The organism is Pseudomonas sp. S3E12 (genome assembly GCF_001702295.1).
GTDB lineage: Bacteria > Pseudomonadota > Gammaproteobacteria > Pseudomonadales > Pseudomonadaceae > Aquipseudomonas > Aquipseudomonas marginalis.
The window spans coordinates 43,826-61,533 of sequence record NZ_MBDT01000038.1 but is presented as its reverse complement, the minus strand read 5'-3'; the positions used below and the strand labels follow the sequence as shown (position 1 = coordinate 61,533).

The 17,708-nt window shown below is 55.7% G+C and carries 27 protein-coding genes; 26 read left to right on the top strand and 1 reads right to left on the bottom strand.

The window, feature by feature from the left end:
- Positions 1–9 precede the first annotated feature (9 nt).
- The 25 genes from rpsS (at position 10) to bfr (ending at position 13,228) form a co-directional block, all read left to right on the top strand.
- Positions 10–285 (top strand): 30S ribosomal protein S19, encoded by a 276-nt coding sequence (gene rpsS / locus BB029_RS31545; RefSeq protein WP_003232420.1) that lies wholly within the window; start codon positions 10–12, stop codon positions 283–285.
- A gap of 11 nt (positions 286–296) precedes the next feature.
- Entirely contained in the window at positions 297–629 is a 333-nt protein-coding gene (gene rplV, locus BB029_RS31540; RefSeq protein WP_003103908.1) for a 50S ribosomal protein L22, read from the top strand.
- A gap of 13 nt (positions 630–642) precedes the next feature.
- The gene (gene rpsC / locus BB029_RS31535) at positions 643–1,329 is read left to right on the top strand and encodes a 30S ribosomal protein S3 (protein WP_003176422.1); all 687 of its coding nucleotides are present in this window, start codon (positions 643–645) and stop codon (positions 1,327–1,329) included.
- Positions 1,330–1,341: 12 nt separating this feature from the next.
- Positions 1,342–1,755, top strand: a complete 414-nt coding sequence (gene rplP, locus BB029_RS31530) for a 50S ribosomal protein L16 (RefSeq protein ID WP_003232424.1) — start codon at positions 1,342–1,344, stop codon at positions 1,753–1,755.
- A complete protein-coding gene (rpmC, locus tag BB029_RS31525) occupies positions 1,755–1,946 on the top strand; it encodes a 50S ribosomal protein L29 (RefSeq protein ID WP_002555481.1) in 192 nt (63 codons plus the stop codon). The genes rplP and rpmC overlap by 1 nt, the downstream gene beginning before the upstream one ends.
- Positions 1,947–1,948: 2 nt before the next feature.
- A complete protein-coding gene (rpsQ, locus tag BB029_RS31520; protein WP_003176419.1) occupies positions 1,949–2,215 on the top strand; it encodes a 30S ribosomal protein S17 in 267 nt (88 codons plus the stop codon).
- 23 nt (positions 2,216–2,238) lie between these two features.
- Positions 2,239–2,607 carry a 50S ribosomal protein L14 gene (rplN, locus tag BB029_RS31515; RefSeq protein WP_002555479.1) on the top strand — a complete coding sequence of 123 codons (369 nt, stop codon included), beginning with the start codon at positions 2,239–2,241 and terminating at the stop codon, positions 2,605–2,607.
- Between the two features lie 11 nt (positions 2,608–2,618).
- Entirely contained in the window at positions 2,619–2,933 is a 315-nt protein-coding gene (gene rplX, locus BB029_RS31510; protein ID WP_003176416.1) for a 50S ribosomal protein L24, read from the top strand.
- Between the two features lie 22 nt (positions 2,934–2,955).
- Positions 2,956–3,495, top strand: a complete 540-nt coding sequence (rplE, locus tag BB029_RS31505) for a 50S ribosomal protein L5 (RefSeq protein WP_003194642.1) — start codon at positions 2,956–2,958, stop codon at positions 3,493–3,495.
- Between the two features lie 13 nt (positions 3,496–3,508).
- The gene (gene rpsN / locus BB029_RS31500) at positions 3,509–3,814 is read left to right on the top strand and encodes a 30S ribosomal protein S14 (protein ID WP_003176414.1); all 306 of its coding nucleotides are present in this window, start codon (positions 3,509–3,511) and stop codon (positions 3,812–3,814) included.
- Positions 3,815–4,020: 206 nt separating this feature from the next.
- Positions 4,021–4,413, top strand: a complete 393-nt coding sequence (gene rpsH / locus BB029_RS31495; protein ID WP_003176413.1) for a 30S ribosomal protein S8 — start codon at positions 4,021–4,023, stop codon at positions 4,411–4,413.
- Positions 4,414–4,425: 12 nt separating this feature from the next.
- Complete coding sequence (rplF, locus tag BB029_RS31490) at positions 4,426–4,959, top strand: 50S ribosomal protein L6 (protein ID WP_003176412.1); 534 nt, start codon at positions 4,426–4,428, stop codon at positions 4,957–4,959.
- Positions 4,960–4,969: 10 nt separating this feature from the next.
- Positions 4,970–5,320 carry a 50S ribosomal protein L18 gene (gene rplR, locus BB029_RS31485; RefSeq protein ID WP_003186037.1) on the top strand — a complete coding sequence of 117 codons (351 nt, stop codon included), beginning with the start codon at positions 4,970–4,972 and terminating at the stop codon, positions 5,318–5,320.
- A gap of 3 nt (positions 5,321–5,323) precedes the next feature.
- On the top strand, positions 5,324–5,824 hold the full coding sequence (gene rpsE / locus BB029_RS31480; protein ID WP_003186035.1) for a 30S ribosomal protein S5: 501 nt from the start codon (positions 5,324–5,326) through the stop codon (positions 5,822–5,824).
- Between the two features lie 2 nt (positions 5,825–5,826).
- Complete coding sequence (gene rpmD / locus BB029_RS31475) at positions 5,827–6,003, top strand: 50S ribosomal protein L30 (RefSeq protein ID WP_003176408.1); 177 nt, start codon at positions 5,827–5,829, stop codon at positions 6,001–6,003.
- Between the two features lie 3 nt (positions 6,004–6,006).
- Positions 6,007–6,444, top strand: a complete 438-nt coding sequence (gene rplO / locus BB029_RS31470) for a 50S ribosomal protein L15 (protein ID WP_003176407.1) — start codon at positions 6,007–6,009, stop codon at positions 6,442–6,444.
- Positions 6,445–7,773, top strand: a complete 1,329-nt coding sequence (secY, locus tag BB029_RS31465) for a preprotein translocase subunit SecY (RefSeq protein WP_003194637.1) — start codon at positions 6,445–6,447, stop codon at positions 7,771–7,773.
- Between the two features lie 27 nt (positions 7,774–7,800).
- Entirely contained in the window at positions 7,801–7,917 is a 117-nt protein-coding gene (rpmJ, locus tag BB029_RS32675; protein WP_002555468.1) for a 50S ribosomal protein L36, read from the top strand.
- A gap of 129 nt (positions 7,918–8,046) precedes the next feature.
- A complete protein-coding gene (rpsM, locus tag BB029_RS31460; RefSeq protein ID WP_024077676.1) occupies positions 8,047–8,403 on the top strand; it encodes a 30S ribosomal protein S13 in 357 nt (118 codons plus the stop codon).
- 30 nt (positions 8,404–8,433) lie between these two features.
- A complete protein-coding gene (gene rpsK / locus BB029_RS31455; RefSeq protein ID WP_002555466.1) occupies positions 8,434–8,823 on the top strand; it encodes a 30S ribosomal protein S11 in 390 nt (129 codons plus the stop codon).
- 18 nt (positions 8,824–8,841) lie between these two features.
- Positions 8,842–9,462 carry a 30S ribosomal protein S4 gene (rpsD, locus tag BB029_RS31450; protein WP_003176404.1) on the top strand — a complete coding sequence of 207 codons (621 nt, stop codon included), beginning with the start codon at positions 8,842–8,844 and terminating at the stop codon, positions 9,460–9,462.
- 22 nt (positions 9,463–9,484) lie between these two features.
- Positions 9,485–10,486, top strand: coding sequence for a DNA-directed RNA polymerase subunit alpha (rpoA, locus tag BB029_RS31445; protein WP_003176403.1), 1,002 nt, complete (start codon positions 9,485–9,487; stop codon positions 10,484–10,486).
- Between the two features lie 41 nt (positions 10,487–10,527).
- Entirely contained in the window at positions 10,528–10,914 is a 387-nt protein-coding gene (gene rplQ / locus BB029_RS31440) for a 50S ribosomal protein L17 (RefSeq protein WP_003176402.1), read from the top strand.
- 245 nt (positions 10,915–11,159) lie between these two features.
- Positions 11,160–12,608 carry a catalase gene (locus tag BB029_RS31435; RefSeq protein ID WP_065942263.1) on the top strand — a complete coding sequence of 483 codons (1,449 nt, stop codon included), beginning with the start codon at positions 11,160–11,162 and terminating at the stop codon, positions 12,606–12,608.
- A 155-nt stretch (positions 12,609–12,763) separates the two neighbouring features.
- Positions 12,764–13,228: a bacterioferritin gene (gene bfr / locus BB029_RS31430; RefSeq protein WP_017525959.1), complete on the top strand. Its 465-nt coding sequence runs from the start codon at positions 12,764–12,766 to the stop codon at positions 13,226–13,228.
- Between the two features lie 66 nt (positions 13,229–13,294).
- Here the strand turns inward: bfr and uvrA are convergent, their stop codons facing one another.
- Entirely contained in the window at positions 13,295–16,129 is a 2,835-nt protein-coding gene (gene uvrA / locus BB029_RS31425; protein ID WP_065942262.1) for an excinuclease ABC subunit UvrA, read from the bottom strand.
- A 178-nt stretch (positions 16,130–16,307) separates the two neighbouring features.
- Between uvrA and BB029_RS31420 the strand changes: the two genes are divergently transcribed.
- Positions 16,308–17,702, top strand: coding sequence for an MFS transporter (locus tag BB029_RS31420; RefSeq protein ID WP_015886131.1), 1,395 nt, complete (start codon positions 16,308–16,310; stop codon positions 17,700–17,702).
- Positions 17,703–17,708 lie beyond the last annotated feature (6 nt).

Sequence of the window (17,708 nt, the reverse complement as noted above, 5' to 3'; positions counted from 1 at the left end):
GATACGACAGTGCCACGTTCTCTGAAAAAAGGTCCTTTTATTGATCTTCACCTACTGAAGAAGATCGAAGTGGCGGCGGAAAAGAACGATCGCAAACCAGTTAAGACCTGGTCGCGTCGTTCGATGATCCTGCCACAAATGGTCGGTCTGACCATCGCTGTACACAACGGTCGTCTGCACGTCCCAGTTCTCGTTAACGAAGACATGGTCGGCCACAAACTAGGCGAGTTTGCCGGTACCCGCACTTATCGTGGGCACGTGGCAGACAAGAAAGCCAAGCGTTAAGGGGTAAGGAAATGGAAGTAGCCGCTAAGTTGTCGGGCGCTCGAATCTCCGCCCAGAAAGCCCGCTTGGTCGCCGACCAGATCCGCGGGAAGAAGGTGGGCGAAGCGCTCAACCTGTTGGCTTTCAGCAGTAAGAAAGCCGCCGAGATCATGAAGAAAGTGCTGGAGTCGGCCGTAGCCAACGCCGAGCATAACGAAGGCGCAGACGTTGATGACCTGAAGGTCAGCACCGTTTTCGTCAACGAAGGGCGTTCGCTGAAGCGCATCATGCCACGTGCCAAAGGCCGTGCTGATCGCATCGTCAAGCGGTCTTGCCATATCACTGTCAAGGTTGCTGACAAGTAACGGAGTCGAAGAGATGGGTCAGAAAGTACATCCCATTGGCATTCGCCTGGGAATCGTCAAGGAGCACACCTCCGTCTGGTACGCAGACGGTCGGACTTATGCGGACTATTTGTTCGCTGATCTGAAGGTGCGTGAGTATCTCCAAGACAAACTAAAAAGCGCGTCCGTAAGCCGTATCGATATCCATCGTCCGGCGCAAACTGCACGTATCACCATCCACACCGCTCGTCCAGGTATCGTTATCGGGAAGAAAGGTGAAGATGTTGAGAAACTGCGTCAGGACCTGACCAAGCAAATGGGTGTGCCTGTGCACATCAATATCGAAGAGATCCGCAAGCCGGAGCTCGACGGTATGCTGGTTGCGCAGAGCGTAGCTCAGCAGCTGGAGCGTCGCGTAATGTTCCGTCGCGCTATGAAGCGCGCCGTACAGAACGCCATGCGCATTGGTGCCAAAGGCATCAAAATCCAAGTGAGCGGTCGTCTCGGCGGTGCTGAAATCGCACGTACTGAATGGTATCGCGAAGGTCGTGTGCCACTGCACACCCTGCGTGCCGACATCGACTATGCCAACTACGAAGCTCACACCACTTACGGTGTGATCGGTGTAAAGGTTTGGATCTTCAAAGGCGAAGTAATTGGTGGTCGCCAAGAAGAACTGAAACCACAAGCACCAGCGCCTCGTAAAAAAGCTGCTAAGTAAGGGGTACGCCAAATGTTGCAACCTAAGCGTACGAAGTTCCGCAAGCAGATGACAGGCCACAACCGTGGTCTGGCTCAGCGCGGTAGCAAAGTCAGCTTCGGCGAGTTCGCGCTGAAGTCTGTAGCTCGTGGTCGTCTCACCGCTCGTCAGATCGAGTCAGCGCGTCGTGCACTGACCCGTCACGTTAAACGTGGCGGCAAGATCTGGATCCGTGTATTCCCGGACAAGCCGATCTCCAAAAAGCCTCTCGAGGTTCGGATGGGTAAAGGTAAGGGTAACGTGGAATACTGGGTAGCCCAGATTCAGCCAGGCAAGGTCCTGTATGAAATCGAGGGTGTAACTGAAGAGCTGGCGCGTGAGGCTTTTGCCCTGGCTGCTGCAAAGCTGCCGCTCGCCACCGCCTTTGTTAAACGGACGGTGATGTGATGAAAGCGAATGAACTTCGTGAAAAATCCGCACAGCAGCTGAACGAGCAACTGCTCGGCCTGCTGCGCGACCAGTTCAATCTGCGTATGCAGAAAGCAACTGGCCAGTTGGGGCAGTCTCATCTGCTCTCGCAAGTTAAGCGTGACATCGCTCGCGTGAAGACTGTGCTCAACCAGCAGGCAGGTAAGTGATCATGGCTGAAGCCGAAAAGACTGTCCGTACGCTGACTGGCCGTGTTGTCAGCGACAAGATGGACAAAACCATCACCGTTTTGATCGAGCGTCGTGTTAAGCACCCGATCTACGGTAAATATGTTAAGCGTTCGACTAAGCTGCACGCGCACGACGAAACCAACCAGTGCCACATCGGCGACAAAGTCACTATTCGTGAAACTCGTCCGCTGGCCAAGACCAAGTCTTGGGCATTGGTTGATGTTCTCGAACGCGCTGTGGAAGTCTAAGGACTAGGGGTCGGAGAAATTATATGATTCAGACTCAATCCATGCTCGATGTGGCCGATAACAGCGGTGCTCGCCGTGTTATGTGCATCAAGGTGCTGGGTGGCTCCCATCGTCGTTACGCTGGTATCGGTGACATCATCAAGGTTACCGTCAAGGAAGCAATTCCTCGCGGTAAAGTGAAAAAAGGCCAAGTGATGACTGCTGTTGTAGTCCGCACTCGTCACGGCGTACGTCGTGCAGATGGCTCCATTATCCGCTTTGATGGCAACGCTGCTGTTCTTCTGAACAACAAGCAAGAGCCGATCGGCACCCGTATCTTTGGGCCAGTGACCCGTGAACTTCGTACTGAGAAGTTCATGAAGATCGTCTCGCTCGCCCCAGAAGTGCTGTAAGGAGATCCGACATGCAAAAGATTCGTCGTGACGACGAGATCATCGTGATCGCCGGCAAAGACAAAGGTAAGCGCGGTAAGGTGCTTAAGGTTCTCGCTAATAACCGTCTGGTTATCGGTGGTCTGAACCTGGTCAAGCGTCATACCAAGCCTAACCCGATGTCGGGCGTGCAGGGCGGTATCGTCGAGAAAGAAGCTCCGCTGGACGCTTCTAACGTCGCCATCTTCAACGGCGAAACCAACAAGGCTGACCGCGTTGGTTTCAAAGTAGAAGACGGTAAGAAAATTCGTGTCTTCAAGTCGACCCAAAAAGCGGTTGATGCTTGAACACTGCTAGGTAGATTAGACCATGGCACGACTACAAGAGATTTACCGGAAGGAAATCGCCCCTAAGCTTAAGGAAGAACTTAAGCTTGGGAATGTGATGGAAGTTCCGCGCGTTACCAAAATCACCCTGAACATGGGTCTGGGCGAAGCGATCGGTGACAAAAAAGTCATCGAGCACGCTGTTGCTGACCTGGAAAAGATCACCGGCCAGAAAGTCGTTGTGACCTACGCTCGCAAATCCATCGCTGGCTTTAAAGTCCGTGAAGGTTGGCCGATCGGCGTCAAAGTGACTCTGCGCCGTGAGCGTATGTACGAATTCCTTGATCGTCTGCTGTCGATCTCCCTGCCTCGGGTTCGCGACTTCCGCGGCCTGAATGCCAAGTCCTTCGATGGTCGTGGTAACTACAGCATGGGCGTGAAAGAGCAGATCATCTTCCCGGAAATCGACTACGACAAGATCGATGCTCTCCGCGGTCTGGACATCACCCTGACCACCACTGCCAAGAACGATGATGAAGGTCGCGCCCTGTTGCGTGCTTTCAAATTCCCGTTCCGCAACTGATTGGAGTAGGACCATGGCCAAGATGAGCATGAAAAACCGCGAGCTGAAGCGTCAGCTCACGGTTGCCAAGTACGCCAAGAAGCGTGCAGCACTGAAAGCAATCATCGTTGATCTGAACGCAAGTCCAGAAGCGCGTTGGGAAGCTACAGTTGCCCTGCAGAAGCAGCCACGTGACGCAAGCGCTTCGCGCATGCGTAACCGCTGCCGCCTGACCGGTCGTCCACACGGCGTTTACCGCAAGTTCGGCCTCGGCCGTAACAAACTGCGTGAAGCGGCAATGCGTGGTGACGTACCAGGTCTGGTTAAAGCCAGCTGGTAAGTACTTTCAGCGTCCAGGTGGTCTGAATCGAAAGATACGGACCGCCGGTGACCTTGAATCTGGAACAAGCCCCTTTTGGGGCTTGTTTCATTTCCGGAGTGTGTCTAAAATACGCGGCTCGCCTGAGCCCGTGTTTTTTACCCGGAAGTTCTCAGCGACATATGTAGCCGCAAGGCTAATTTTTTTGTATTAGGAGCGTCTAGCCCATGAGTATGCAGGACCCGTTAGCGGACATGCTAACTCGTATCCGTAATGCCCAGATGGCTGAAAAGTCCGTCGTAAGCATGCCATCTTCCAAGTTGAAGGTTGCTGTTGCCAAAGTCCTGAAAGACGAAGGCTACATTGCGGGTTATCAGATCAGCAGCGAAATCAAACCACTGCTGTCCATCGAGCTGAAGTACTTCGAAGGCCGTTCGGTCATCGAGGAAGTGAAGCGCGTTAGCCGTCCAGGCCTGCGTCAGTACAAGTCCGCTGAAGATCTGCCGAAAGTTCGTGGCGGTCTGGGCGTGTCTATCGTCTCCACCAACAAAGGTGTGATGACGGATCGTGCTGCGCGCGCTGCCGGTGTCGGCGGCGAAGTTCTTTGCACTGTGTTCTAAGGGGGGATAAGCATGTCTCGCGTCGCTAAGAACCCCGTTAAGCTGCCAGCCGGTGTCGAAGTCAAATTCGCAGGCCAACAGCTTTCGGTGAAGGGTGCCAAGGGCACTCTTGAACTGAATATCCATTCGTCCGTTGAGATCGTTGAAGAAGCTGGTGAGCTGCGTTTCGCTGCTCGCAATGGCGATCAACAAACTCGCGCAATGGCTGGTACCACGCGTGCGTTGGTAAACAACATGGTCCAAGGCGTAAGCCAAGGCTTCGAGCGTAAGCTCCAGCTGGTCGGTGTTGGTTACAAAGCGCAAGCAAAAGGCACGGTTTTGAACCTGGCCCTTGGCTTCTCGCACCCAGTGGATTACGAACTGCCGGAAGGCATCACCGCTGAGACTCCTAGCCAGACCGATATCCTGATCAAGGGCATCGATAAGCAACTGGTAGGTCAAGTGGCTGCTGAGATCCGCGACTTCCGTCCACCAGAGCCGTACAAAGGCAAAGGTGTGCGCTACGCGGACGAAGTCGTCCGTCGTAAAGAAGCCAAGAAGAAGTAGGGCATAGCAAATGACCGACAAAAAAGTTACTCGACTGCGTCGCGCTCGCAAAGCACGCCTGAAAATGCACGAACTCGAAGTCGTGCGTCTCTGCGTGTTCCGCTCGTCGCAGCACATCTACGCCCAGGTCATCTCGGCCGACGGCAACAAAGTCCTGGCCAGCGCCTCGACTTTGGATAAAGAACTGCGTGATGGTGCCACTGGCAACATCGACGCGGCCACAAAGGTTGGCCAGCTGGTCGCTACGCGTGCTAAGGCCGCTGGCGTCTCGCAAGTGGCTTTCGACCGCTCTGGCTTCAAGTACCACGGCCGCGTTAAAGCGCTGGCTGATGCTGCTCGTGAAGCTGGGCTGGAGTTCTAAGTTATGTCAAATAACGACCAAAAGCGCGACGAAGGCTACATTGAGAAGCTGGTTCAAGTTAACCGCGTAGCCAAAACCGTTAAAGGCGGCCGTATCTTCACTTTCACCGCGTTGACCGTGGTGGGTGATGGTAAAGGGCGCGTTGGCTTCGGCCGTGGCAAGTCACGTGAAGTGCCTGCTGCGATCCAGAAGGCAATGGAAGCTGCTCGTCGCAACATGATCCAAGTTGATCTGAACGGCACCACGCTGCAGTACGCAATGAAGTCCGCTCACGGTGCTTCGAAGGTGTACATGCAGCCTGCTTCTGAAGGTACCGGTATCATCGCTGGCGGCGCTATGCGTGCTGTCCTCGAGGTTGCTGGCGTTCAGAACGTTCTGGCCAAGTGCTATGGCTCGACTAACCCGGTAAACGTGGTTCACGCCACTTTCAAGGGTTTGAAAGCTATGCAATCTCCTGAATCCATTGCCGCCAAGCGTGGCAAAAGCGTCAAGGAGATCTTCTGATCATGGCTACCGTTAAAGTAACGCTGATCAAAAGCATGACCGGCCGCATCCCTAACCACAAATTGTGCGTTAAGGGTTTGGGTCTGCGTCGCATCGGTCACACTGTAGAAGTCCAGGATACTCCCGAGAATCGCGGGATGATCAACAAGGCTTACTACATGCTGCGTGTCGAGGGTTAATCGATGAAACTCAATGATCTGAGTCCAGCGCCGGGTTCCCGTCGCGAAAAGCATCGTCCGGGCCGTGGTATCGGTAGCGGTTTGGGTAAGACTGGTGGCCGTGGCCACAAAGGTCAAACCTCCCGCTCCGGTGGCACCATTGCTCCAGGCTTTGAAGGCGGTCAACAGCCGCTGCATCGTCGCCTGCCTAAGTTCGGCTTCGTTTCCCTGAAGGCCATGGACCGCGCAGAAGTGCGTCTGTCCGAACTGGCTAAAGTGGAAGGCGACATCGTTACTGTGCAGACCCTGAAAGATGCCAACGTGATCAACGTCAACGTACAGCGTGTGAAAATCATGCTGTCCGGTGAAGTGACTCGCGCTGTCACTATCGGCAAGGGAATCGGCGCCACCAAAGGTGCGCGTTCGGCTATCGAAGCAGCTGGCGGCAAGTTCGAGGAATAAATGGCTAAGCAAGGTGCTCTCTCAGCGCTCGGCAAAGGCGGTATGTCTGAACTTTGGGCTCGTCTGCGTTTTCTGTTCCTGGCGATTATCGTCTACCGAATAGGCGCACACATCCCGGTTCCAGGTATCAACCCGGACCGACTCGCAGACCTGTTTCGACAGAATGAGGGGACCATTCTTAGCTTGTTCAACATGTTTTCCGGCGGCGCGCTGGAACGGATGAGCATTTTTGCACTGGGGATCATGCCGTACATCTCGGCATCGATCATCATGCAACTGATGACCGCCGTCAGCCCGCAGTTGGAGCAGTTGAAGAAGGAAGGTGAAGCTGGCCGTCGCAAGATTAGCCAGTACACCCGCTACGGCACTGTCGTCCTCGCCCTGGTCCAGGCTATCGGCATGTCCGTTGGCCTGGCAGGGCAGGGCGTTGCGTTCACTGGTGACTTTGGCTTCCATTTCGTCGCGGTATCCACGTTTGTGGCTGGTGCGATGTTCATGATGTGGCTGGGTGAGCAGATTACTGAGCGTGGTGTTGGTAACGGTATCTCGATGTTGATTTTCGCAGGTATCGTCGCCGGTCTTCCGAGAGCAATCGGGCAGTCTTTCGAGTCTGCACGTCAGGGTGATATCAATATTTTCGCCCTGGTTGCCATCGGTTTGCTGGCAGTAGCGATTATCGGTTTTGTGGTGTTCATTGAGCGTGGCCAGCGTCGTATTGCTGTTCACTACGCCAAGCGTCAGCAGGGCCGTAAGGTTTTTGCTGCGCAGACCAGCCACTTGCCGCTGAAAGTGAATATGGCCGGTGTTATTCCGGCAATTTTCGCGAGCAGCATTTTGCTGTTTCCGGCTTCGTTGGGTACCTGGTTTGGTCAGTCTGAAAATATGGGCTGGCTGCAGGACCTCTCTCAGTCGATCGCTCCTGGTCAGCCGTTGAATATTCTGCTGTTTAGTGCAGGGATTATTTTCTTCTGCTTCTTCTATACGGCGTTGATGTTCAATCCGAAAGACGTAGCGGAAAACCTGAAGAAGTCCGGTGCCTTTATTCCGGGTATTCGTCCAGGTGAGCAGTCGGCACGCTACATTGATGGCGTTCTGACTCGTTTGACCCTGTTCGGTGCTCTATATATGACGGCCGTGTGCTTGTTGCCCCAGTTCCTGGTGGTTGCAGCAAACGTTCCGTTCTACCTTGGCGGGACCTCGTTGCTGATCGTGGTCGTGGTTGTGATGGACTTCATGTCCCAAGTACAATCGCACCTCGTTTCGCACCAGTACGAATCCCTGATGAAGAAAGCCAACCTGAAGGGTTACGGCAGCGGCATGTTGCGCTGAGTACCCATAAGGTTCGAGGAGTTGGTGATGAAAGTTCGTGCATCGGTGAAAAAGCTGTGCCGTAACTGCAAGATTATTCGCCGCGAAGGTGTTGTTCGAGTAATTTGCAGCGCGGAACCGCGTCACAAACAGCGCCAAGGCTGAGTGTGATCCGCTTGAAGCCCGGCAGCTAGTGCGCTGCCGGGTTGATTATTTGTTATTACAGCGATATTATCTCGCGCCCTATTTCTTGGCTTCCGGGGCGTAGGTAGCTGTCAATTGGAGTCCCACTGAATGGCCCGTATTGCAGGCGTTAACATTCCAGATAACAAGCACACTGTTATCTCGCTGACCTACATCTATGGTGTTGGTCGCACTACTGCGCAGAAAATTTGCGCAGTTGCTGGGGTAAACCCAGCCGCTAAGATCAAGGATCTGAGCGACGAGCAGATTGAATTGCTGCGTGGCGAAGTGGCGAAGTTCACCACTGAAGGTGACCTGCGTCGCGAAATCAACATGAAAATCAAGCGTTTGATGGACCTCGGTTGCTATCGCGGTCTGCGTCATCGTCGTGGTCTTCCAGTGCGCGGTCAGCGTACCAAGACTAACGCGCGTACCCGTAAAGGTCCGCGTAAGCCGATCCGCAAGTAATCGCCCCAGCGAATCGACAGGAAAATTATCATGGCAAAACCTGCTGCTCGTCCTCGTAAAAAAGTTAAAAAGACAGTGGTTGATGGCATCGCCCACATCCATGCATCTTTTAACAACACCATCGTGACCATCACCGACCGTCAAGGTAACGCGCTTTCTTGGGCTACCTCCGGTGGTTCGGGTTTCCGCGGTTCCCGCAAGTCCACGCCGTTTGCTGCTCAAGTAGCTGCTGAACGTGCTGGTCAAGCTGCGCTGGAATATGGCCTGAAAAACCTCGACGTTAACGTCAAAGGTCCAGGTCCAGGTCGTGAGTCTGCTGTCCGTGCTTTGAACGGCTGTGGCTATAAGATCGCCAGCATCACCGACGTGACGCCAATCCCGCACAACGGGTGCCGTCCGCCGAAGAAGCGCCGCGTGTAATCCAGGAGATTGTAAAGAATGGCTCGTTACATTGGTCCAAAATGCAAACTCGCTCGTCGCGAAGGCACCGATCTCTTCCTGAAGAGCGGCGTGCGCGCGATCGAATCGAAGTGCAACATTGAAGCAGCACCTGGTATCCACGGCCAACGCCGCGGTCGCCAGTCCGATTACGGCACCCAACTGCGTGAAAAGCAGAAGGTCCGTCGTATCTACGGCGTTCTCGAGCGTCAGTTCAGCGGCTACTACAAAGAAGCTGCTGGCAAGAAAGGTGCAACCGGTGAAAACCTGCTGCAACTGCTCGAATGCCGTCTGGACAACGTTGTATACCGTATGGGCTTTGGTTCGACTCGTGCCGAATCCCGTCAGCTGGTATCGCACAAGTCGATCAGCGTTAACGGTCAGACCGTAAACGTTCCGTCCTACCAGGTTCGTGCTGGTGACGTGGTCGCAGTTCGCGAGAAAGCAAAAAACCAACTTCGCATTGTCCAAGCTCTCGATCTGTGTGCCCAACGTGGCCGCGTAGAATGGGTAGAAGTAGACACTGAGAAGAAGTCGGGCGTTTTCAAGAACGTTCCTGCTCGCAGTGATCTGTCCGCCGACATCAACGAAAGCCTGATTGTCGAGCTCTACTCCAAGTAAGGGCTAGAAAATAGGTGCATCCATGCAGATTTCGGTAAATGAGTTCCTGACACCCCGCCACATTGATGTGCAGGTTGTCAGTCCAACCCGCGCCAAGATCACTCTCGAGCCTCTCGAGCGTGGTTTTGGCCACACCCTGGGCAACGCGCTGCGCCGCATCCTGTTGTCCTCAATGCCCGGCTGTGCAGTAGTCGAGGCCGAGATTGACGGTGTGCTCCACGAGTACAGCGCCATCGAAGGTGTACAGGAAGACGTAATTGAAATCCTGTTGAACCTTAAAGGTCTGGCTATCAAGCTGCACGGCCGTGACGAAGTTACGCTGACCTTGTCGAAGAAGGGTTCGGGGGTGGTTACCGCTGCCGATATTCAGCTGGATCATGATGTCGAGATCGTTAACCCCGATCACGTAATCGCTAACCTGGCGTCTAACGGCGCCCTGAACATGAAGCTCACCGTAGCTCGTGGTCGTGGTTATGAACCGGCCGACTCGCGTCAGAGCGATGAAGACGAAAGCCGCAGCATTGGTCGCTTGCAGCTTGACTCTTCGTTCAGCCCGGTTCGCCGTATCGCATACGTGGTGGAAAACGCCCGTGTCGAGCAGCGTACTAACCTGGACAAGCTGGTTATTGATCTGGAAACCAACGGTACTCTGGATCCTGAAGAGGCTATCCGCCGCGCTGCAACCATTCTGCAACAGCAGTTGGCTGCGTTCGTCGACCTCAAAGGTGACAGTGAACCAGTGGTAATCGAGCAGGAAGACGAGATCGATCCGATCCTGCTTCGCCCGGTTGACGATCTGGAACTGACTGTACGTTCGGCTAACTGCCTTAAGGCGGAAAACATTTACTACATCGGCGACCTGATTCAGCGTACCGAAGTAGAACTGTTGAAGACTCCGAACCTGGGCAAGAAATCCTTGACTGAAATCAAGGACGTTCTGGCCTCCCGCGGTCTGTCCCTCGGCATGCGCCTCGACAACTGGCCGCCTGCAAGTCTTAAGAAGGACGACAAGGCGACTGCCTGATCGTCGTAATCACCGAACGTGAGTTTGGTAAGGAATGAACCATGCGTCATCGTAAAAGTGGTCGTCACCTGAGCCGTACCAGCTCGCACCGCAAGGCCATGTTTCAAAACATGGCGGTGTCGCTGTTCGAGCACGAGCTGATCAAAACTACACTGCCGAAAGCTAAAGAACTGCGTCGCGTTGCTGAGCCGCTGATCACTTTGGCCAAGACAGACAGCCTGGCTAACCGCCGTCTGGCTTTCGACCGTACTCGTTCGAAAGCTATCGTTGGTAAGCTCTTCAACGACCTGGGCAAGCGTTACGCTACCCGTGAGGGTGGCTACCTGCGCATCCTCAAGTGCGGTTTCCGCGCTGGCGACAACGCGCCTATGGCGTACGTCGAGTTGGTTGATCGTGCTACTGCCGGCGAAGCTGTAAGCGCCGAGTAAGACGACAAGCTGTAACGAAGAACCGGGCCCAGTGCCCGGTTTTTTGTGGGCGTAGCAAAAGCGATCTATATTTTTCAGGTCGCTGCCGACTTTCCTAAGCTCCCAATTATTTGTGCTGGTGGTTGATTAGTTATTCTCTATCAAAGGCCATGATTTAATGAATTTGATGGTGTCATCTTGATCGGCAATACTTCCTCCAGGCCGATTAGCCGGCAGTTCCAAGTCTGACCTGAGGAAAATTGAGCATGAGCCAGAATAAAATCCTTACCACCGCCAGCGGTGCCCCCGTTGCCGACAATCAAAATTCCCGTTCCGCCGGCCCCCGTGGTCCGTTGCTGCTCGACGATTTTCACCTGATCGAGAAGCTTGCCCATTTTAACCGTGAAAATATCCCTGAGCGTCGCGTGCACGCCAAGGGGTCAGGTGCTTACGGTACTTTCACGGTTACCCGGGACATCACGCAGTACACCAGCGCCAAATTGTTCGAGTCTGTTGGTAAGCAAACCCCTACATTCCTGCGTTTCTCAACCGTGGGTGGTGAGCGCGGGTCAGCGGACACAGAGCGTGATCCTCGTGGTTTCGCCTTGAAGTTCTACACCGAAGAAGGCAACTGGGACATTGTGGGTAACAACACGCCGGTATTCTTCATCCGTGACCCCCTGAAATTCCCGGACTTTATCCACACCCAGAAACGCCTGCCGCAAAGCAATCTGAAAAGCGCGCAGATGATGTGGGACTTCTGGTCCCACTCCCCAGAAGCGCTGCACCAAGTTACGATTCTGTTTTCGGATCGTGGTATTCCTGACGGCTATCGCCACATGCACGGCTTCGGCAGCCACACCTATAGTCTGATCAACGCCAAGGGCGAGCGTCATTGGGTGAAGTGGCACTACAAAACCAAGCAAGGTATCAAGAACCTGGCACCGGCTGAAGCGGCCCGCCTGGCCGGTACTGATCCTGATTACGCCCAGCGTGATCTGTTTGGTGCAATTGAGCGTGGTGACTTCCCGAAATGGCGGGTCTGCATCCAGATCATGACCGAGTCCCAGGCGAACGCCCATTACGAGAATCCGTTTGATGTGACAAAAACCTGGTCGCAGAAAGAATTCCCGTTGATTGAAGTGGGTGAGCTGGAACTTAACCGCAACCCGCAGAACTACTTCGCTGAAGTAGAGCAGGCTGCATTTGGCCCAAGCAACATGGTTCCAGGCGTTGGCCTGTCGCCAGACCGTATGCTCCAAGGTCGTGTTTTCGCTTACGCAGATGCTCACCGCTACCGGGTGGGTACCAACCACCAGCAATTGCCGGTGAATGCTCCGCGCAGTCCGGTGAACAGCTACCAGCGTGATGGTTCGATGGCGTTTGGCAGCAATGGTGGGGCGACACCGAACTACGAACCGAACAGCTACGCCGAAGCTCCGAAGCAAGCGCCACAGTACGCCGAGCCTGCATTGCCCTTGAGCGGTGCGGCTGATCGTTACGATCACCGTGAAGATACCGACTACTACAGCCACGCAGGTGCGCTGTTCCGCCTGATGAATGATGAGCAGAAAGCACTGCTCACCAATAACATCGCCGGCGCAATGAGCGGTGTCTCCAGTGATGTAGTCCAGCGTCAACTGCAGCACTTCTATAAGGCAGATCCTGCTTATGGAGACGCAATCGCAAAGGCACTGGGTATATCGCTGAACTGACTCTAAACGATAAGCAGAACCGCCCTCATTTGGGCGGTTTTTGCGTTATTTCAGCTACTTTTCTGCGGAAATCTTCACTTTTCTGCCGTTAGTCCCGTGACCTCCGAGTCCGCATGGTTCAAACTACAGACTTTCAAGCAGGGAGATGTAGGGCGATGCAAGGTCACCCCGACGTAATCGATTACCTCAACACGTTGCTGACGGGCGAACTGGCAGCTCGTGACCAATATTTCATCCACTCGCGCATGTACGAAGACTGGGGTTTTACTGAACTCTACGAGCGTATCAACCACGAAATGGAAGAAGAGGCGCAGCACGCCGATGCACTGATGCGCCGTATCCTGATGCTCGAAGGCACGCCACGTATGCGTCCCGACGATCTGGATGTGGGCACCAGCGTACCTGACATGCTTGCAGCCGATCTTCGTCTTGAATACAAGGTGCGTGCCGCTCTCTGCAAGGGCATCGAGCTCTGCGAACAGCACAGCGACTTCGTCACGCGGGAAATCCTGCGTGTGCAGTTGAACGATACCGAAGAAGATCACACCTACTGGCTGGAAAAGCAGTTGGGCTTGATCAAGCTGATTGGCCTGGAAAACTACCTGCAATCGCAGTTCTGATTTCCAACTACAAAAAAGCCCCTGTCACCTCAGCAGTGACAGGGGCTTTTTATTGAGCTTGATAAATCAGGCCCGATCGCGCGCCAGCAATGGTTTCAAGTAGTAACCCGTATGCGATTGTGGCATCTCGGAGACCTGCTCCGGCGTACCCACCGCAATGATCTGGCCGCCCTTGGATCCGCCTTCCGGCCCTAAATCCACCAGCCAGTCGGCCGTCTTGATCACATCCAGGTTGTGCTCGATCACCACCACGGTGTTGCCGTGATCACGCAAGCGGTGCAACACATCCAGCAATTGCTGAATATCCGCAAAGTGCAAGCCAGTTGTCGGTTCGTCCAGGATATACAAGGTCTTGCCCGTATCGCGTTTGGACAGCTCGCGAGACAGCTTAACCCGCTGCGCCTCACCACCGGACAGCGTGGTCGCCGACTGCCCCAGCTTGATATACGACAGACCCACATCCATCAGCGTCTGCAGCTTGCGCGCAAGCGCCGGAACCGCATCAAAGAACACCCGCGCTTCCTCGATGGTCATCTCCAGGGTCTCGTGGATGCTCTTGCCCTTGTACTTGATTTCCAGGGTTTCACGGTTGTAGCGCTTGCTCTTGCATACATCGCACGGCACGTAGATATCCGGCAGGAAGTGCATCTCCACCTTGATCAGGCCATCGCCCTGGCACGCTTCACAGCGACCGCCCTTGACGTTGAACGAGAAGCGGCCTGGCCCGTAGCCCCGTGAACGGGATTCCGGCACGCCAGCAAACAGCTCACGAATAGGCGTGAACAGCCCGGTGTAGGTCGCGGGGTTGGAGCGCGGTGTGCGGCCAATCGGGCTTTGGTCGATATCGACCACCTTGTCCAGGTGTTCCAGGCCCTTGATGCTGTCGTGCGCGGCGGCTTCCAGGGTGGTGGCGCCGTTCAAGGCGGTGGCACTCAAGGGGAACAGCGTGTTGTTGATCAGCGTCGACTTGCCTGAGCCGGAAACACCGGTCACGCAGGTCAGCAGGCCCAGTGGGATTTCCAGGTCAACATTGCGCAAATTGTTGCCGCGCGCGCCCTTGAGGTGCAACGCCATCTTCTTGTTGCGCGGTGTACGCTTGGTTGGCACTGCGATCTTCACGCGACCGGACAGGTACTTGCCGGTCAACGAGTCGGGATGTGCCATTACCTCGGCAGGCGTGCCCTCGGCGACAATATGTCCTCCATGCACGCCGGCGCCTGGGCCAATATCGACCACATAGTCCGCCAGGCGAATCGCATCTTCATCGTGCTCGACCACGATCACCGTATTGCCGATATCCCGCAGATGTTTCAGCGTGCCCAGCAGACGATCGTTATCCCGCTGGTGCAAGCCAATCGACGGTTCATCGAGGATATACAACACTCCCACCAGGCCGGCACCAATCTGGCTGGCCAGGCGAATTCGCTGCGCCTCACCACCGGACAACGTGTCCGCGCTGCGATCCAGCGACAGATAGTCCAGGCCAACGTTAACCAGGAACTGCAGGCGCTCGCGGATCTCCTTGAGGATCTTGTCGGCTATTTCCCCACGGCGCCCGGTGAGCTTCAGTACACCAAAGTATTCACAGGCATCGCCGATCGGCAGGTTGGTCACCGCCGGCAGCGTCTTCTCACCCACCCATACATGCCGCGCCTCACGACGCAGGCGAGTGCCCCGGCAATCCGGGCAAGGTTGGGTGCTGAGGAATTTCGCCAGCTCCTCGCGCACACTCGCCGATTCAGTCTCGCGGTAGCGCCGCTCCAGGTTCGGCACGATGCCTTCGAACGGATGTGAGCGCTTGACGATGTCGCCACGGTCGTTCAGGTACTTGAAGTCGACATTCTGCGAGCCGCTGCCATTGAGGATGACTTTCTGCTGGTCTGCCGGCAGTTGGTTGAAAGGTACTTCAAGGCTGAACTTGTAATGGGACGCCAACGACCCGAGCATCTGGAAGTAGTAGACGTTACGCCTGTCCCAGCCGCGTATCGCGCCCTCCGCCAATGTCAGGTCGCCGTTGACCAGGCGCTTGATGTCGAAGAATTGCTTCACGCCCAGGCCATCGCAGGTCGGGCAGGCACCGGCCGGGTTGTTGAAGGAGAACAGCTTGGGCTCCAGCTCGCTGATGGCGTGGCCACAGATCGGGCAGGCAAAGCGCGCGGAGAAGATGATCTCTTCACCCGACTCGTCATCCATCGGCGCCACCAGGGCAATGCCATCCGCCAGCTTCAACGCGGTCTCGAACGATTCCGCCAGACGCTGCTGCAGGTCGGACCGCACCTTGAAGCGATCGACCACTACATCAATAGAGTGCTTCTTCTGCTTGTCGAGTTTCGGCGCTTCGTCCAGCTCATACAGCTTGCCGTTGATACGCGCACGTACGAAACCTTGAGCACGCAGCTCTTCGAATACAGAGAGATGTTCGCCCTTGCGCTCGCGAATCACCGGCGCCAGCAGCATCAGCTTGGCACCTTCCGGTTGGGCCAGCACCAGGTCGACCATCTGGCTGACGGTCTGGGCTTCCAGCGGAATGTCGTGGTCCGGGCAGCGGGGGATACCCACCCGCGCGTAGAGCAGGCGCAGGTAGTCGTAGATTTCGGTGATGGTGCCCACGGTGGAGCGTGGGTTATGGGAGGTCGACTTCTGCTCGATGGAAATCGCCGGCGACAGGCCTTCAATGGTGTCGACGTCGGGCTTTTCCATCATCGACAGGAACTGCCGGGCATAGGCCGACAGCGATTCCACATAGCGACGCTGACCTTCGGCATACAGCGTGTCGAACGCCAGGGACGATTTGCCGGAGCCGGACAAGCCGGTGATGACGATCAGTTTGTCCCGGGGCAGGGTCAGGTCGATGTTCTTCAGGTTGTGGGTTCTAGCCCCACGAATCAGGATCTTGTCCAAGATGGCCTCGCACGGCGGGCGTAAATAATGCAGGAGTATACGGCTAAAGACTGGATGAATATACACTGTCAAAGTGCCGGGTGCAGCCTTACATGAAAGCTGCGCGGCAAAGCGCCGCATATACCCTCTCAATCGATGGGACTGGTAGAATCGCCGCCGGTTCACACGAGGTTTTTCCATGCACGATCCCCACAGCGAACGCATGAGTAGCGGCGAGACCCGAGCAGCAAGCGGTCTGGCCCTGGTGTTCGCGTTCCGTATGCTTGGCATGTTCATGGTGTTGCCGGTACTGGCGACCTATGGAATGGATCTGGCAGGCGCGACCCCCGCACTGATCGGCCTGGCGATTGGTGCCTATGGCCTGACCCAGGCGATTTTTCAGATCCCGTTCGGAATCATTTCCGACCGCATTGGCCGGCGCCCGGTGATTTACCTCGGGCTGATTGTCTTCGCCCTCGGCAGCGTGCTCGCGGCACAATCCGATTCGATCTGGGGCGTGATCGCCGGACGCATCCTGCAAGGTGCCGGGGCGATTTCCGCTGCCGTCATGGCGCTGCTGTCCGACCTGACCCGTGAGCAACACCGCACCAAGGCCATGGCCATGATCGGCATGACCATCGGTCTGTCGTTCGCCGTGGCCATGGTCGTGGGCCCGTTGCTGACGCGTGCCTTTGGCTTGCACGGCCTGTTCCTTGCCACCGGCGGCATGGCGTTGTTCGGGATCGTGATCGTGGCCTTTATGGTGCCGCGCTCCACTGGTACGTTGCAGCACCGTGAGTCGGGCGTCGCACGCAAGGCACTGTTGCCGACGCTCAAGCACCCGGATCTGTTGCGCCTGGATTTAGGTATCTTTGTATTACACGCAATGCTGATGTGCAGCTTCGTCGCCTTGCCCCTGGCGCTTGTGGAAAAAGCCGGGCTGCCCAAGGAACAGCACTGGTGGGTCTACCTCACCGCACTGCTGATTTCGTTCTTCGCCATGATCCCGTTCATCATCTATGGCGAGAAGAAACGCAAAATGAAACGAGTTTTGCTGGGCGCCGTCGCGACATTGATGCTCACTGAACTATTCTTCTGGCAGTTCGGCGACAGCCTACGGGCGCTGGTTATCGGTACGGTGGTGTTCTTCACCGCGTTCAACCTGCTGGAGGCTTCGTTGCCTTCGCTGATCAGTAAAGTTTCACCGGCCGGTGGCAAAGGCACGGCGATGGGGGTGTATTCCACCAGCCAGTTCCTGGGCTCGGCGTTGGGCGGCATCATGGGCGGCTGGATGTTCCAGCATGGCGGTCTGTCGGTTGTGTTCCTCGGATGCGCCGGGCTGGCTGCACTTTGGTTGGCCTTTGCTGTTACCATGCGCGAACCTCCCTACGTCACAAGTCTGCGTTTGCCGCTATCGCCTGAGGCGATCCGTGAAAGCGGCCTGGTAGAGCGCCTGAAGGCCGTCGTAGGGGTAACGGATGCCGTCGTGGTCGCGGAAGAGGCGGCCATTTACATCAAATTGGACACCGAATTATTGGATCGCGCGACGCTCGAGCAACTGGTCAACCCAGTGCCGACAGCGCGCCCAGCATAGGAGAAC

Bases quoted from the DNA above. Each gene is read 5' to 3' on its own strand.
- rplV (WP_003103908.1), top strand. From the start codon at position 297: ATGGAAGTAGCCGCTAAGTTGTCGGGCGCTCGAATCTCCGCCCAGAAA.
- rpsC (WP_003176422.1), top strand. From the start codon at position 643: ATGGGTCAGAAAGTACATCCCATTGGCATTCGCCTGGGAATCGTCAAG.
- rplP (WP_003232424.1), top strand. From the start codon at position 1,342: ATGTTGCAACCTAAGCGTACGAAGTTCCGCAAGCAGATGACAGGCCAC.
- rpmC (WP_002555481.1), top strand. From the start codon at position 1,755: ATGAAAGCGAATGAACTTCGTGAAAAATCCGCACAGCAGCTGAACGAG.
- rpsQ (WP_003176419.1), top strand. From the start codon at position 1,949: ATGGCTGAAGCCGAAAAGACTGTCCGTACGCTGACTGGCCGTGTTGTC.
- rplN (WP_002555479.1), top strand. From the start codon at position 2,239: ATGATTCAGACTCAATCCATGCTCGATGTGGCCGATAACAGCGGTGCT.
- rplX (WP_003176416.1), top strand. From the start codon at position 2,619: ATGCAAAAGATTCGTCGTGACGACGAGATCATCGTGATCGCCGGCAAA.
- rplE (WP_003194642.1), top strand. From the start codon at position 2,956: ATGGCACGACTACAAGAGATTTACCGGAAGGAAATCGCCCCTAAGCTT.
- rpsN (WP_003176414.1), top strand. From the start codon at position 3,509: ATGGCCAAGATGAGCATGAAAAACCGCGAGCTGAAGCGTCAGCTCACG.
- rpsH (WP_003176413.1), top strand. From the start codon at position 4,021: ATGAGTATGCAGGACCCGTTAGCGGACATGCTAACTCGTATCCGTAAT.
- rplF (WP_003176412.1), top strand. From the start codon at position 4,426: ATGTCTCGCGTCGCTAAGAACCCCGTTAAGCTGCCAGCCGGTGTCGAA.
- rplR (WP_003186037.1), top strand. From the start codon at position 4,970: ATGACCGACAAAAAAGTTACTCGACTGCGTCGCGCTCGCAAAGCACGC.
- rpsE (WP_003186035.1), top strand. From the start codon at position 5,324: ATGTCAAATAACGACCAAAAGCGCGACGAAGGCTACATTGAGAAGCTG.
- rpmD (WP_003176408.1), top strand. From the start codon at position 5,827: ATGGCTACCGTTAAAGTAACGCTGATCAAAAGCATGACCGGCCGCATC.
- rplO (WP_003176407.1), top strand. From the start codon at position 6,007: ATGAAACTCAATGATCTGAGTCCAGCGCCGGGTTCCCGTCGCGAAAAG.
- secY (WP_003194637.1), top strand. From the start codon at position 6,445: ATGGCTAAGCAAGGTGCTCTCTCAGCGCTCGGCAAAGGCGGTATGTCT.
- rpmJ (WP_002555468.1), top strand. From the start codon at position 7,801: ATGAAAGTTCGTGCATCGGTGAAAAAGCTGTGCCGTAACTGCAAGATT.
- rpsM (WP_024077676.1), top strand. From the start codon at position 8,047: ATGGCCCGTATTGCAGGCGTTAACATTCCAGATAACAAGCACACTGTT.
- rpsK (WP_002555466.1), top strand. From the start codon at position 8,434: ATGGCAAAACCTGCTGCTCGTCCTCGTAAAAAAGTTAAAAAGACAGTG.
- rpsD (WP_003176404.1), top strand. From the start codon at position 8,842: ATGGCTCGTTACATTGGTCCAAAATGCAAACTCGCTCGTCGCGAAGGC.
- rpoA (WP_003176403.1), top strand. From the start codon at position 9,485: ATGCAGATTTCGGTAAATGAGTTCCTGACACCCCGCCACATTGATGTG.
- rplQ (WP_003176402.1), top strand. From the start codon at position 10,528: ATGCGTCATCGTAAAAGTGGTCGTCACCTGAGCCGTACCAGCTCGCAC.
- BB029_RS31435 (WP_065942263.1), top strand. From the start codon at position 11,160: ATGAGCCAGAATAAAATCCTTACCACCGCCAGCGGTGCCCCCGTTGCC.
- bfr (WP_017525959.1), top strand. From the start codon at position 12,764: ATGCAAGGTCACCCCGACGTAATCGATTACCTCAACACGTTGCTGACG.
- BB029_RS31420 (WP_015886131.1), top strand. From the start codon at position 16,308: ATGCACGATCCCCACAGCGAACGCATGAGTAGCGGCGAGACCCGAGCA.